This is a genomic window from Mesobacillus jeotgali (assembly GCF_031759225.1).
GTDB classification, from domain to species: Bacteria; Bacillota; Bacilli; order Bacillales; family Cytobacillaceae; genus Mesobacillus; species Mesobacillus jeotgali_B.
Window position 1 is genome coordinate 93228 of the sequence record NZ_CP134494.1, and the last position, 15454, is coordinate 108681.

Consider the following 15454-nt stretch of genomic DNA (forward strand, 5'->3'; position numbering starts at 1 on the left):
CAAAGGAGGCAGAGCATGCTTAAGATTGGCGATATTGAAATGAAGAACCAGGTTGTCCTTGCGCCAATGGCCGGCATCTGTAACTCAGCGTTCCGCCTGACCGTCAAAGAATTTGGCGCCGGACTTGTATGTGCCGAAATGGTCAGCGACAAAGGCATTGTTTCTCAAAACAATCGAACACTCGACATGTTATATATAGATGAACGAGAAAAGCCGCTCAGCCTGCAGATTTTTGGCGGTGAAAAGGAAACGCTTGTCCAGGCAGCGCAATATGTGGACAAAAATACGAATGCCGACATTATTGATATTAATATGGGATGTCCAGTACCGAAGATCACGAAATGTGATGCAGGTGCGAAATGGCTGCTTGACCCAAACAAAATCTATGAAATGGTATCAGCAGTCGTAGATGCAGTTGATAAGCCAGTTACTGTCAAAATGCGAATGGGCTGGGATGACGAACATATTTTCGCCATCGAGAATGCCCGAGCTGTAGAACGTGCAGGTGGAAGTGCAGTGGCCCTTCACGGCCGTACACGTATACAGATGTATGAAGGAACAGCGAACTGGGATATCATCCGGGACGTGAAGCAGGCAGTCAATATCCCTGTGATTGGGAATGGTGATGTGCAGACTCCTCAGGATGCCAAGAGAATGCTTGACGTGACTGGTGCGGACGGAGTCATGATCGGACGAGCTGCACTCGGTAATCCATGGATGATCTATCGTACGGTAAAATACCTGGAAACAGGTGAATTAATGGGTGAACCAAGCGCACGCGAAAAAATCGATGTCAGCATCCTGCACCTTGACCGCCTGATTGATTTGAAGAACGAGCACATTGCCGTCCGTGAAATGCGCAAGCATGCTGCGTGGTACCTGAAGGGAATCCGCGGCAACGCAACTGTCCGTAACGGCATTAATGAATGCTCTACAAGAGACGAACTTGTCAGTTTGCTGAAAAAATTTGCGGATGAAGCGGAAGCGAAAGAGCAATTAGCAAACCAGGTTGGATAAAAATTGACATTAATCGTCACTTTTCCTATAATACCTTTAACCTTAAATGTAACTGCCAGTGGTCAAACTGGCAGTTTTTTATCTATTTGGCGATAAAAAAGAGATTTTTAATGTCTGAATACGATAGTTTGTGTAAAATAATAAAAGTATCCATCAACATACTCAGGATTACATAAGAAATTTATTTTATATATTGGAGTGAAAGCGACATGAGTCATGAAGAATTGAATGACCAGCTCAGAGTCAGAAGGGACAAGATGAATTCATTGCGTGAAAAAGGCATGGATCCATTCGGAAAACGTTTTGAGCGTACTCATCTGACAGAAGAACTAATTAGTGAATATGGAGAACTGGAAAAGGAAGAAATCGAAGCGAAGAATGTTTCGGTGAAGATAGCTGGACGGATCATGACTAAGCGTGGAAAAGGAAAAGCAGGCTTCGCGCATATCCAGGACCTTGCTGGCCAGATCCAGATTTATGTACGCCAGGATGCAGTCGGTGAAGAACAATACGGAATATTTGATTCTGCTGACCTTGGTGACATTATCGGTGTAGAAGGAACTCTATTTAAAACAAAGGTTGGCGAGCTTTCAATCAAAGCTCAAGATTTCGTGTTCTTAACAAAGGCACTGCGCCCGCTTCCTGAAAAGTTCCACGGATTGAAGGATGTCGAGCAGCGCTATCGCCAGCGTTACCTTGACCTGATTACAAGCAATGACAGCAAGACGACTTTCATCAACCGCAGCCGCATCATCCAATCCATGCGCCGCTATCTTGATGGACAAGGTTATCTAGAAGTTGAAACGCCATTAATGCACTCCATCGCCGGCGGAGCTTCAGCACGTCCGTTCATCACGCACCATAACGCGCTTGATATGCAGCTATACATGCGAATCGCAATCGAGCTTCACTTAAAGCGGCTGATTGTCGGCGGCCTTGAAAAAGTATATGAGATTGGCCGTGTATTCCGTAATGAAGGTGTATCGACAAGACACAATCCGGAATTCACTATGCTTGAGCTTTATGAAGCATATGCTGACTGGAGAGACATCATGTCCCTGACTGAGAACATGGTTGCGTACATCGCTCAGGATGTTCTTGGAACAACAACAATCCAGTATGGCGAGTATGAAATCGATCTTAAGCCAGAGTGGAAGAGAGTCCACATGGTAGATGCGATCAAGGAACATACAGGAGTGGATTTCTGGCCGCAAATGAGCACGGAAGAAGCTCGTGCGCTTGCGAAGGAGCACGGAGTGGAAATCACCGAGCATATGCAGTATGGCCATATCGTCAATGAATTTTTCGAGCAAAAGGTTGAAGAGCACCTGATCCAGCCAACATTCATCTACGGCCATCCGGTTGATATTTCTCCTTTGGCGAAAAAGAATGATGATGATTCTCGCTTCACTGACCGTTTTGAATTGTTCATCGTAGCAAGGGAGCATGCAAATGCATTTACCGAGCTGAACGATCCAATCGACCAGAGAGAGCGTTTTGAAGCGCAGTTAAAAGAAAAGGAACAAGGAAACGACGAAGCGCATGAAATGGACGATGACTTCATTGAAGCGCTGGAATACGGAATGCCTCCAACAGGCGGACTGGGTATCGGGATCGACCGACTGGTTATGCTCCTGACAAATTCACCATCCATCAGGGACGTACTATTATTCCCGTTGATGCGTCATCGTTAATAGATAGAAGTAAAGGCAAAACGGCTGAGGTCGTTTTGTCTTTTTTGTTCTGATCGCGATTGAATTTAATCCTTTCTATTACAACATAAGATTTACTGTGTTTCTTTGTATTATTTGGACACAGAAATATGAATTATCTTTCTTTTAATTACATGAATAAAAATAGTGAAAAGATATTGCCATTGCAGAATAAAGGTGCTATATTTATATCTGTTGCTACGAGCTACTTAGTTAGCAGCAAAGAAAACAAAAAAACTTATTGACATCGGGTTTTCAACCTGATAATATATAAGAGTTGCTTCTAACGGAGCAACAAAACAAATTGTTCTTTGAAAACTAAACAAACAAGCGTCAACAAACAATAAATTTTCATGGCTTCTATTATAGAAGATCATGAGCCAACGTTTTAACTTATGAGCTAACTCATAACTCTTTCTTGGAGAGTTTGATCCTGGCTCAGGACGAACGCTGGCGGCGTGCCTAATACATGCAAGTCGAGCGGATCTTCATTAGCTTGCTTTTGAAGATCAGCGGCGGACGGGTGAGTAACACGTGGGCAACCTGCCTGTAAGACTGGGATAACTTCGGGAAACCGGAGCTAATACCGGATAATCCTTTCCCTCACATGAGGGAAAGCTGAAAGACGGTTTCGGCTGTCACTTACAGATGGGCCCGCGGCGCATTAGCTAGTTGGTGAGGTAACGGCTCACCAAGGCAACGATGCGTAGCCGACCTGAGAGGGTGATCGGCCACACTGGGACTGAGACACGGCCCAGACTCCTACGGGAGGCAGCAGTAGGGAATCTTCCGCAATGGACGAAAGTCTGACGGAGCAACGCCGCGTGAACGATGAAGGCCTTCGGGTCGTAAAGTTCTGTTGTCAGGGAAGAACAAGTACCGGAGTAACTGCCGGTACCTTGACGGTACCTGACCAGAAAGCCACGGCTAACTACGTGCCAGCAGCCGCGGTAATACGTAGGTGGCAAGCGTTGTCCGGAATTATTGGGCGTAAAGCGCGCGCAGGCGGTTCCTTAAGTCTGATGTGAAAGCCCCCGGCTCAACCGGGGAGGGTCATTGGAAACTGGGGAACTTGAGTGCAGAAGAGGAGAGCGGAATTCCACGTGTAGCGGTGAAATGCGTAGAGATGTGGAGGAACACCAGTGGCGAAGGCGGCTCTCTGGTCTGTAACTGACGCTGAGGCGCGAAAGCGTGGGGAGCGAACAGGATTAGATACCCTGGTAGTCCACGCCGTAAACGATGAGTGCTAAGTGTTAGAGGGTTTCCGCCCTTTAGTGCTGCAGCAAACGCATTAAGCACTCCGCCTGGGGAGTACGGCCGCAAGGCTGAAACTCAAAGGAATTGACGGGGGCCCGCACAAGCGGTGGAGCATGTGGTTTAATTCGAAGCAACGCGAAGAACCTTACCAGGTCTTGACATCCTCTGACAACCCTAGAGATAGGGCGTTCCCCTTCGGGGGACAGAGTGACAGGTGGTGCATGGTTGTCGTCAGCTCGTGTCGTGAGATGTTGGGTTAAGTCCCGCAACGAGCGCAACCCTTGATCTTAGTTGCCAGCATTCAGTTGGGCACTCTAAGGTGACTGCCGGTGACAAACCGGAGGAAGGTGGGGATGACGTCAAATCATCATGCCCCTTATGACCTGGGCTACACACGTGCTACAATGGATGGAACAAAGGGTCGCGAAGCCGCGAGGTCGAGCCAATCCCATAAATCCATTCTCAGTTCGGATTGCAGGCTGCAACTCGCCTGCATGAAGCCGGAATCGCTAGTAATCGCGGATCAGCATGCCGCGGTGAATACGTTCCCGGGCCTTGTACACACCGCCCGTCACACCACGAGAGTTTGTAACACCCGAAGTCGGTGGGGTAACCTTTTGGAGCCAGCCGCCTAAGGTGGGACAGATGATTGGGGTGAAGTCGTAACAAGGTAGCCGTATCGGAAGGTGCGGCTGGATCACCTCCTTTCTAAGGATATTGCCGTAATGGCAATCGGAATGCGAATCTTACGATTCGTACTGTTGACTAGCTTGTTTGTTTAGTTTTGAGGGAGCAATTCTCTCAAAGCTTTTTTGTTCCTTGAAAACTAGATAATCGTAAGTAAGAAGAACCAAGAAAAACCGAGTGATCGCCATTTTAGTTTTCTCTCTATTCAATAGAGAAATGACCTTTTAGGTTAAGTTAGAAAGGGCGCACGGTGGATGCCTTGGCACTAGGAGCCGATGAAGGACGGGACTAACACCGATATGCTTCGGGGAGCTGTAAGTAAGCTTTGATCCGGAGATTTCCGAATGGGGAAACCCACTGTTCGTAATGGAACAGTATCTTTACCTGAATACATAGGGTATTGAAGGCAGACCCGGGGAACTGAAACATCTAAGTACCCGGAGGAAGAGAAAGCAAACGCGATTCCCTGAGTAGCGGCGAGCGAAACGGGACATAGCCCAAACCAAGAGGCTTGCCTCTTGGGGTTGTAGGACACTCTACATGGAGTTACAAAGGAACGGGGTAGATGAAGTGGTCTGGAAAGGCCCGTCAGAGAAGGTAAAAACCCTGTAGTTGAAACTTCGTTCCCTCCTGAGTGGATCCTGAGTACGGCGGGACACGTGAAATCCCGTCGGAAGCTGGGAGGACCATCTCCCAAGGCTAAATACTCCCTAGTGACCGATAGTGAACCAGTACCGTGAGGGAAAGGTGAAAAGCACCCCGGAAGGGGAGTGAAAGAGATCCTGAAACCGTGTGCCTACAAGTAGTCAGAGCCCGTTCATGGGTGATGGCGTGCCTTTTGTAGAATGAACCGGCGAGTTACGATTACATGCAAGGTTAAGTTGAGAAGACGGAGCCGCAGCGAAAGCGAGTCTGAATAGGGCGAATGAGTATGTGGTCGTAGACCCGAAACCAGGTGATCTACCCATGTCCAGGGTGAAGGTTGGGTAACACCAACTGGAGGCCCGAACCCACGCACGTTGAAAAGTGCGGGGATGAGGTGTGGGTAGCGGAGAAATTCCAATCGAACTTGGAGATAGCTGGTTCTCTCCGAAATAGCTTTAGGGCTAGCCTCACGTTGTAAGAGTCTTGGAGGTAGAGCACTGTTTGGACTAGGGGCCCTCATCGGGTTACCGAATTCAGACAAACTCCGAATGCCAAAGACTTATCCGTGGGAGTCAGACTGCGAGTGATAAGATCCGTAGTCAAAAGGGAAACAGCCCAGACCACCAGCTAAGGTCCCAAAGTATACGTTAAGTGGAAAAGGATGTGGAGTTGCTTAGACAACCAGGATGTTGGCTTAGAAGCAGCCACCATTTAAAGAGTGCGTAATAGCTCACTGGTCGAGTGACTCTGCGCCGAAAATGTACCGGGGCTAAACGTATCACCGAAGCTGTGGATTGACATCTTAGATGTCAGTGGTAGGAGAGCGTTCTAAGGGCGTTGAAGTCAGACCGTAAGGACTGGTGGAGCGCTTAGAAGTGAGAATGCCGGTATGAGTAGCGAAAGATGGGTGAGAATCCCATCCACCGAATGCCTAAGGTTTCCTGAGGAAGGCTCGTCCTCTCAGGGTTAGTCGGGACCTAAGCCGAGGCCGAAAGGCGTAGGCGATGGACAACAGGTTGATATTCCTGTACCACCTCTTTATCGTTTGAGCGACGGGGGGACGCAGGAGGATAGGGTAAGCGCGCTGTTGGATATGCGCGTCTAAGCAGTTAGGCTGCAAGTGAGGCAAATCCCGCTTGCGTGAAGGCTGAGCTGTGACAGCGAGGGAAATATAGTACCGAAGTTCCTGATTCCACACTGCCAAGAAAAGCCTCTAGCGAGATAAATGGTGCCCGTACCGCAAACCGACACAGGTAGGCGAGGAGAGAATCCTAAGGTGAGCGAGAGAACTCTCGTTAAGGAACTCGGCAAAATGACCCCGTAACTTCGGGAGAAGGGGTGCTCATTTGGGTGAATAGCCCGGATGAGCCGCAGTGAATAGGCCCAGGCGACTGTTTAGCAAAAACACAGGTCTCTGCGAAGCCGCAAGGCGAAGTATAGGGGCTGACGCCTGCCCGGTGCTGGAAGGTTAAGAGGAGGGGTTAGCTCACGCGAAGCTCTGAATCGAAGCCCCAGTAAACGGCGGCCGTAACTATAACGGTCCTAAGGTAGCGAAATTCCTTGTCGGGTAAGTTCCGACCCGCACGAAAGGCGTAACGATCTGGGCACTGTCTCAACGAGAGACTCGGTGAAATTATAGTACCTGTGAAGATGCAGGTTACCCGCGACAGGACGGAAAGACCCCGTGGAGCTTTACTGTAGCCTGATATTGAATTTTGGTACAGCTTGTACAGGATAGGTAGGAGCCTGAGAAACCGGAGCGCCAGCTTCGGTGGAGGCGTCGGTGGGATACTACCCTGGCTGTATTGAAATTCTAACCCGCGCCCCTGATCGGGGCGGGAGACAGTGTCAGGTGGGCAGTTTGACTGGGGCGGTCGCCTCCTAAAGAGTAACGGAGGCGCCCAAAGGTTCCCTCAGAATGGTTGGAAATCATTCGCAGAGTGTAAAGGCACAAGGGAGCTTGACTGCGAGACCTACAAGTCGAGCAGGGACGAAAGTCGGGCTTAGTGATCCGGTGGTTCCGCATGGAAGGGCCATCGCTCAACGGATAAAAGCTACCCCGGGGATAACAGGCTTATCTCCCCCAAGAGTCCACATCGACGGGGAGGTTTGGCACCTCGATGTCGGCTCATCGCATCCTGGGGCTGTAGTCGGTCCCAAGGGTTGGGCTGTTCGCCCATTAAAGCGGTACGCGAGCTGGGTTCAGAACGTCGTGAGACAGTTCGGTCCCTATCCGTCGTGGGCGCAGGAAATTTGAGAGGAGCTGTCCTTAGTACGAGAGGACCGGGATGGACGCACCGCTGGTGTACCAGTTGTCTTGCCAAAGGCATCGCTGGGTAGCTATGTGCGGACGGGATAAGTGCTGAAAGCATCTAAGCATGAAGCCCCCCTCAAGATGAGATTTCCCATAGCGCAAGCTAGTAAGAACCCTGAAAGATGATCAGGTTGATAGGTCAGAGGTGGAAGCGCGGTGACGTGTGGAGCTGACTGATACTAATCGTTCGAGGACTTAACCAAATTGATCATTCGTTCTTCTTGAATTCTTCTTACAACATTATCTAGTTTTGAAGGAATAAATACTTTTCTTTCAATCAAATAGTCTGGTGGCGATGGCGAGAAGGTCACACCCGTTCCCATACCGAACACGGAAGTTAAGCTTCTCAGCGCCGATGGTAGTTGGGGGTTCCCCCTGTGAGAGTAGGACGCCGCCGGGCATATATATGGAGGATTAGCTCAGCTGGGAGAGCATCTGCCTTACAAGCAGAGGGTCGGCGGTTCGATCCCGTCATCCTCCACCATATATTTCACTAAGTGAAACTCATCTTAACTAACTTGCCGGTGTAGCTCAATTGGTAGAGCAACTGACTTGTAATCAGTAGGTTGGGGGTTCAAGTCCTCTTGCCGGCACCTTTTGTACGAGCCATTAGCTCAGTCGGTAGAGCATCTGACTTTTAATCAGAGGGTCGAAGGTTCGAGTCCTTCATGGCTCACCAAGATTTTTTCGCGCCAGCGAAAATAATCTTCCTTAACTTCTGCTTCGGCGGATTCATAATTTCATATGCGGGTGTGGCGGAATTGGCAGACGCACCAGACTTAGGATCTGGCGCCGCAAGGCGTGGGGGTTCGACTCCCTTCACCCGCATCAAAGTTTTTTGCTAACGCGAAAAACTTTCTATATTGCGGAAGTAGTTCAGTGGTAGAATACAACCTTGCCAAGGTTGGGGTCGCGGGTTCGAATCCCGTCTTCCGCTCCATTTCTTAGCCGGGGTGGCGGAACTGGCAGACGCACAGGACTTAAAATCCTGCGGTAGGTGACTACCGTACCGGTTCGATTCCGGTCCTCGGCACCAAGCAAGCTTAAAATTCTATATATGCGCCCGTAGCTCAATTGGATAGAGCGTCTGACTACGGATCAGAAGGTTATGGGTTCGACTCCTTTCGGGCGCGCCATTATTTTTTCTCATTTAACGGGGAGTAGCTCAGCTTGGTAGAGCACTTGGTTTGGGACCAAGGGGTCGCAGGTTCGAATCCTGTCTTCCCGACCATCTTATTCCTAAATAATACGGGGCCTTAGCTCAGCTGGGAGAGCGCCTGCCTTGCACGCAGGAGGTCAGCGGTTCGATCCCGCTAGGCTCCACCAAAAAACATTTGACCATATTAAACATACATGTTAGTATATTAAAGCTGACGTGATGAATTGGTCGGTGAATTGTTCTTTGAAAACTAAACAAACAAGCGTCAACAAACAATAAATTTTCATGGCTTCTATTATAGAAGATCATGAGCCAACGTTTTAACTTATGAGCTAACTCATAACTCTTTCTTGGAGAGTTTGATCCTGGCTCAGGACGAACGCTGGCGGCGTGCCTAATACATGCAAGTCGAGCGGATCTTCATTAGCTTGCTTTTGAAGATCAGCGGCGGACGGGTGAGTAACACGTGGGCAACCTGCCTGTAAGACTGGGATAACTTCGGGAAACCGGAGCTAATACCGGATAATCCTTTCCCTCACATGAGGGAAAGCTGAAAGACGGTTTCGGCTGTCACTTACAGATGGGCCCGCGGCGCATTAGCTAGTTGGTGAGGTAACGGCTCACCAAGGCAACGATGCGTAGCCGACCTGAGAGGGTGATCGGCCACACTGGGACTGAGACACGGCCCAGACTCCTACGGGAGGCAGCAGTAGGGAATCTTCCGCAATGGACGAAAGTCTGACGGAGCAACGCCGCGTGAACGATGAAGGCCTTCGGGTCGTAAAGTTCTGTTGTCAGGGAAGAACAAGTACCGGAGTAACTGCCGGTACCTTGACGGTACCTGACCAGAAAGCCACGGCTAACTACGTGCCAGCAGCCGCGGTAATACGTAGGTGGCAAGCGTTGTCCGGAATTATTGGGCGTAAAGCGCGCGCAGGCGGTTCCTTAAGTCTGATGTGAAAGCCCCCGGCTCAACCGGGGAGGGTCATTGGAAACTGGGGAACTTGAGTGCAGAAGAGGAGAGCGGAATTCCACGTGTAGCGGTGAAATGCGTAGAGATGTGGAGGAACACCAGTGGCGAAGGCGGCTCTCTGGTCTGTAACTGACGCTGAGGCGCGAAAGCGTGGGGAGCGAACAGGATTAGATACCCTGGTAGTCCACGCCGTAAACGATGAGTGCTAAGTGTTAGAGGGTTTCCGCCCTTTAGTGCTGCAGCAAACGCATTAAGCACTCCGCCTGGGGAGTACGGCCGCAAGGCTGAAACTCAAAGGAATTGACGGGGGCCCGCACAAGCGGTGGAGCATGTGGTTTAATTCGAAGCAACGCGAAGAACCTTACCAGGTCTTGACATCCTCTGACAACCCTAGAGATAGGGCGTTCCCCTTCGGGGGACAGAGTGACAGGTGGTGCATGGTTGTCGTCAGCTCGTGTCGTGAGATGTTGGGTTAAGTCCCGCAACGAGCGCAACCCTTGATCTTAGTTGCCAGCATTCAGTTGGGCACTCTAAGGTGACTGCCGGTGACAAACCGGAGGAAGGTGGGGATGACGTCAAATCATCATGCCCCTTATGACCTGGGCTACACACGTGCTACAATGGATGGAACAAAGGGTCGCGAAGCCGCGAGGTCGAGCCAATCCCATAAATCCATTCTCAGTTCGGATTGCAGGCTGCAACTCGCCTGCATGAAGCCGGAATCGCTAGTAATCGCGGATCAGCATGCCGCGGTGAATACGTTCCCGGGCCTTGTACACACCGCCCGTCACACCACGAGAGTTTGTAACACCCGAAGTCGGTGGGGTAACCTTTTGGAGCCAGCCGCCTAAGGTGGGACAGATGATTGGGGTGAAGTCGTAACAAGGTAGCCGTATCGGAAGGTGCGGCTGGATCACCTCCTTTCTAAGGATATTGCCGTAATGGCAATCGGAATGCGAATCTTACGATTCGTACTGTTGACTAGCTTGTTTGTTTAGTTTTGAGGGAGCAATTCTCTCAAAGCTTTTTTGTTCCTTGAAAACTAGATAATCGTAAGTAAGAAGAACCAAGAAAAACCGAGTGATCGCCATTTTAGTTTTCTCTCTATTCAATAGAGAAATGACCTTTTAGGTTAAGTTAGAAAGGGCGCACGGTGGATGCCTTGGCACTAGGAGCCGATGAAGGACGGGACTAACACCGATATGCTTCGGGGAGCTGTAAGTAAGCTTTGATCCGGAGATTTCCGAATGGGGAAACCCACTGTTCGTAATGGAACAGTATCTTTACCTGAATACATAGGGTATTGAAGGCAGACCCGGGGAACTGAAACATCTAAGTACCCGGAGGAAGAGAAAGCAAACGCGATTCCCTGAGTAGCGGCGAGCGAAACGGGACATAGCCCAAACCAAGAGGCTTGCCTCTTGGGGTTGTAGGACACTCTACATGGAGTTACAAAGGAACGGGGTAGATGAAGTGGTCTGGAAAGGCCCGTCAGAGAAGGTAAAAACCCTGTAGTTGAAACTTCGTTCCCTCCTGAGTGGATCCTGAGTACGGCGGGACACGTGAAATCCCGTCGGAAGCTGGGAGGACCATCTCCCAAGGCTAAATACTCCCTAGTGACCGATAGTGAACCAGTACCGTGAGGGAAAGGTGAAAAGCACCCCGGAAGGGGAGTGAAAGAGATCCTGAAACCGTGTGCCTACAAGTAGTCAGAGCCCGTTCATGGGTGATGGCGTGCCTTTTGTAGAATGAACCGGCGAGTTACGATTACATGCAAGGTTAAGTTGAGAAGACGGAGCCGCAGCGAAAGCGAGTCTGAATAGGGCGAATGAGTATGTGGTCGTAGACCCGAAACCAGGTGATCTACCCATGTCCAGGGTGAAGGTTGGGTAACACCAACTGGAGGCCCGAACCCACGCACGTTGAAAAGTGCGGGGATGAGGTGTGGGTAGCGGAGAAATTCCAATCGAACTTGGAGATAGCTGGTTCTCTCCGAAATAGCTTTAGGGCTAGCCTCACGTTGTAAGAGTCTTGGAGGTAGAGCACTGTTTGGACTAGGGGCCCTCATCGGGTTACCGAATTCAGACAAACTCCGAATGCCAAAGACTTATCCGTGGGAGTCAGACTGCGAGTGATAAGATCCGTAGTCAAAAGGGAAACAGCCCAGACCACCAGCTAAGGTCCCAAAGTATACGTTAAGTGGAAAAGGATGTGGAGTTGCTTAGACAACCAGGATGTTGGCTTAGAAGCAGCCACCATTTAAAGAGTGCGTAATAGCTCACTGGTCGAGTGACTCTGCGCCGAAAATGTACCGGGGCTAAACGTATCACCGAAGCTGTGGATTGACATCTTAGATGTCAGTGGTAGGAGAGCGTTCTAAGGGCGTTGAAGTCAGACCGTAAGGACTGGTGGAGCGCTTAGAAGTGAGAATGCCGGTATGAGTAGCGAAAGATGGGTGAGAATCCCATCCACCGAATGCCTAAGGTTTCCTGAGGAAGGCTCGTCCTCTCAGGGTTAGTCGGGACCTAAGCCGAGGCCGAAAGGCGTAGGCGATGGACAACAGGTTGATATTCCTGTACCACCTCTTTATCGTTTGAGCGACGGGGGGACGCAGGAGGATAGGGTAAGCGCGCTGTTGGATATGCGCGTCTAAGCAGTTAGGCTGCAAGTGAGGCAAATCCCGCTTGCGTGAAGGCTGAGCTGTGACAGCGAGGGAAATATAGTACCGAAGTTCCTGATTCCACACTGCCAAGAAAAGCCTCTAGCGAGATAAATGGTGCCCGTACCGCAAACCGACACAGGTAGGCGAGGAGAGAATCCTAAGGTGAGCGAGAGAACTCTCGTTAAGGAACTCGGCAAAATGACCCCGTAACTTCGGGAGAAGGGGTGCTCATTTGGGTGAATAGCCCGGATGAGCCGCAGTGAATAGGCCCAGGCGACTGTTTAGCAAAAACACAGGTCTCTGCGAAGCCGCAAGGCGAAGTATAGGGGCTGACGCCTGCCCGGTGCTGGAAGGTTAAGAGGAGGGGTTAGCTCACGCGAAGCTCTGAATCGAAGCCCCAGTAAACGGCGGCCGTAACTATAACGGTCCTAAGGTAGCGAAATTCCTTGTCGGGTAAGTTCCGACCCGCACGAAAGGCGTAACGATCTGGGCACTGTCTCAACGAGAGACTCGGTGAAATTATAGTACCTGTGAAGATGCAGGTTACCCGCGACAGGACGGAAAGACCCCGTGGAGCTTTACTGTAGCCTGATATTGAATTTTGGTACAGCTTGTACAGGATAGGTAGGAGCCTGAGAAACCGGAGCGCCAGCTTCGGTGGAGGCGTCGGTGGGATACTACCCTGGCTGTATTGAAATTCTAACCCGCGCCCCTGATCGGGGCGGGAGACAGTGTCAGGTGGGCAGTTTGACTGGGGCGGTCGCCTCCTAAAGAGTAACGGAGGCGCCCAAAGGTTCCCTCAGAATGGTTGGAAATCATTCGCAGAGTGTAAAGGCACAAGGGAGCTTGACTGCGAGACCTACAAGTCGAGCAGGGACGAAAGTCGGGCTTAGTGATCCGGTGGTTCCGCATGGAAGGGCCATCGCTCAACGGATAAAAGCTACCCCGGGGATAACAGGCTTATCTCCCCCAAGAGTCCACATCGACGGGGAGGTTTGGCACCTCGATGTCGGCTCATCGCATCCTGGGGCTGTAGTCGGTCCCAAGGGTTGGGCTGTTCGCCCATTAAAGCGGTACGCGAGCTGGGTTCAGAACGTCGTGAGACAGTTCGGTCCCTATCCGTCGTGGGCGCAGGAAATTTGAGAGGAGCTGTCCTTAGTACGAGAGGACCGGGATGGACGCACCGCTGGTGTACCAGTTGTCTTGCCAAAGGCATCGCTGGGTAGCTATGTGCGGACGGGATAAGTGCTGAAAGCATCTAAGCATGAAGCCCCCCTCAAGATGAGATTTCCCATAGCGCAAGCTAGTAAGAACCCTGAAAGATGATCAGGTTGATAGGTCAGAGGTGGAAGCGCGGTGACGTGTGGAGCTGACTGATACTAATCGTTCGAGGACTTAACCAAATTGATCATTCGTTCTTCTTGAATTCTTCTTACAACATTATCTAGTTTTGAAGGAATAAATAATTTCCTTCCAATCAAATAGTCTGGTGGCGATGGCGAGAAGGTCACACCCGTTCCCATACCGAACACGGAAGTTAAGCTTCTCAGCGCCGATGGTAGTTGGGGGTTTCCCCCTGTGAGAGTAGGACGCCGCCGGGCAAACGAAAGAACAGCTGTAATGGCTGTTCTTTTTTTGTGTGCAGATTTATAAGAAGGAAGCGGGAAATATCGCAACAACTGAATATATTTATGCTGACTTCAGACAGGTTTGGAGAGAAGCAGGAAAAGCTGTCAGAAGATGAGCCAACTTCAGACAGGTTTGAAGGAAAAACATGAAAAGCTGTCAGAAGATGAGCCAACTTTAGACAGGTTTGGTGGAAAAGCAGGAAAAGTTGTCAGAAGTAGAAGCAACTTTAGACAGGTTTGGAGAGAAAGCAGGAAAAGTTGTCAGAAGATGAGCCAACTTCAGACAGGTTTGGTGGAAAAGGAGGAAAAGTTGTCAGAAGTAGAAGCAACTTTAGACAGGTTTGGAGAGAAAGCAGGAAAAGTTGTCAGAAGTAGAAGCAACTTCAGACAGGTTTGGAGAGAAAGCAGGAAAAGTTGTCAGAAGATGAGCCGACTTCAGACAGGTTTGGTGGAAAAGGAGGAAAAGTTGTCAGAAGTAGAAGCAACTTTAGACAGGTTTGAAGGAAAAAGTAGAAAAGTTGTCAGAACTTGAGGCAACTTCGGACAAGTTTGGAGGAAGAGTAGAAAAGTTGTCAGAAGATGAGGCAACTTGAGACAGGTTTGGAGGAAAAAGTAGAAAAGTTGTCTTAACCCAGCACAACTTAAGACAAGTTTGGAGCAGCAGCATAAAATTCTGTAAGAACTATAAGCAACTTCCGCCACAAAAAGGCGAAATGGTCTTGATGTTGGCAAACAACCATATACGACTGGAACTCAGTCGATATCTATATACATAGAATAATACAACCGTGTCTATATAGCACAGAAGGATAAATGAATCTTTTGTTGAATTAATTAAATCATAAGCTACTGTTGTTTCTTTAATAGATAGATCAAATATCTATAATGCTAATAGGAGGAACCCATGACAAGACAATTGAATTATTGGTCATTCTTTCTATCGATCATCTGGGTTTTACTATTTTTCGTCGTTTCCTCTACAGGCCCAAATGATTACATCATTTTGGAGCATATCCACACGTCCTGCTTTTAGGTGCCACTTTACTGACTTTATTTATTGGAGTCATCGGCCTCTCAGGTATGAAAGATTGGAAGGGCATGGCCAGGAGTTTATTAACAATCTTACTGACATTAGGGCTTTCAGCATTTTTAGCTTTCATTATCTTCTTTGGTAGGTTAGCAAGTTAGTGGATACAGGCACAGGTTAAATCCTTAGACAATAAGATATATCAATCATTTTCATATCAAATTACCCATATTACTCTATCCCATCCAAATACAAATTCAAGCTGCATTGTTTCCTTCGCTTCTGCCAGCTGCAATCCTAAGCTGTTCCTGATCACAAATTTTTCATGGTTGTTCTCTGATATAAGTTTCCACTTACCTTAAAATGGGTATAA

General features: G+C 49.3%; 4 protein-coding genes, 9 tRNA genes and 6 rRNA genes. All 19 read left to right on the forward strand.

Going from position 1 to position 15454, the window contains the following annotated elements:
• The first annotated feature begins 15 nt into the window (after positions 1-15).
• The 19 genes from dusB (at position 16) to RH061_RS00575 (ending at position 15087) form a co-directional block, all read left to right on the forward strand.
• Positions 16-1017 (forward strand): tRNA dihydrouridine synthase DusB, encoded by a 1002-nt coding sequence (gene dusB, locus RH061_RS00485; protein ID WP_311073237.1) that lies wholly within the window; start codon positions 16-18, stop codon positions 1015-1017.
• A gap of 209 nt (positions 1018-1226) precedes the next feature.
• On the forward strand, positions 1227-2711 hold the full coding sequence (lysS, locus tag RH061_RS00490; protein ID WP_311073239.1) for a lysine--tRNA ligase: 1485 nt from the start codon (positions 1227-1229) through the stop codon (positions 2709-2711).
• 433 nt (positions 2712-3144) lie between these two features.
• Positions 3145-4694, forward strand: a 16S ribosomal RNA gene (locus RH061_RS00495).
• Positions 4695-4900: 206 nt separating this feature from the next.
• Positions 4901-7835: ribosomal RNA gene (locus RH061_RS00500) — 23S ribosomal RNA — on the forward strand.
• An 82-nt stretch (positions 7836-7917) separates the two neighbouring features.
• A 5S ribosomal RNA gene (gene rrf / locus RH061_RS00505) occupies positions 7918-8032 on the forward strand.
• 8 nt (positions 8033-8040) lie between these two features.
• Positions 8041-8116, forward strand: a tRNA-Val gene (locus RH061_RS00510).
• A gap of 36 nt (positions 8117-8152) precedes the next feature.
• Positions 8153-8225 (forward strand) — tRNA-Thr (locus RH061_RS00515).
• Between the two features lie 10 nt (positions 8226-8235).
• Positions 8236-8311, forward strand: a tRNA-Lys gene (locus RH061_RS00520).
• 67 nt (positions 8312-8378) lie between these two features.
• Positions 8379-8460: transfer RNA gene (locus tag RH061_RS00525), tRNA-Leu, on the forward strand.
• Between the two features lie 37 nt (positions 8461-8497).
• A tRNA-Gly gene (locus tag RH061_RS00530) sits at positions 8498-8572 on the forward strand.
• Positions 8573-8579: 7 nt separating this feature from the next.
• Positions 8580-8668, forward strand: a tRNA-Leu gene (locus RH061_RS00535).
• A 23-nt stretch (positions 8669-8691) separates the two neighbouring features.
• A tRNA-Arg gene (locus tag RH061_RS00540) sits at positions 8692-8768 on the forward strand.
• An 18-nt stretch (positions 8769-8786) separates the two neighbouring features.
• Positions 8787-8863: transfer RNA gene (locus RH061_RS00545), tRNA-Pro, on the forward strand.
• A gap of 19 nt (positions 8864-8882) precedes the next feature.
• Positions 8883-8958: transfer RNA gene (locus RH061_RS00550), tRNA-Ala, on the forward strand.
• Between the two features lie 180 nt (positions 8959-9138).
• Positions 9139-10688, forward strand: a 16S ribosomal RNA gene (locus RH061_RS00555).
• 206 nt (positions 10689-10894) lie between these two features.
• A 23S ribosomal RNA gene (locus tag RH061_RS00560) occupies positions 10895-13829 on the forward strand.
• Between the two features lie 82 nt (positions 13830-13911).
• Positions 13912-14027, forward strand: a 5S ribosomal RNA gene (rrf, locus tag RH061_RS00565).
• The 16S, 23S and 5S rRNA genes sit together here with 9 tRNA genes alongside, the layout of an rRNA operon.
• 139 nt (positions 14028-14166) lie before the next feature.
• A complete protein-coding gene (locus RH061_RS00570) occupies positions 14167-14586 on the forward strand; it encodes a hypothetical protein (RefSeq protein ID WP_311073241.1) in 420 nt (139 codons plus the stop codon).
• A 372-nt stretch (positions 14587-14958) separates the two neighbouring features.
• Positions 14959-15087 carry a hypothetical protein gene (locus tag RH061_RS00575; RefSeq protein WP_311073243.1) on the forward strand — a complete coding sequence of 43 codons (129 nt, stop codon included), beginning with the start codon at positions 14959-14961 and terminating at the stop codon, positions 15085-15087.
• Positions 15088-15454: the final 367 nt, after the last annotated feature.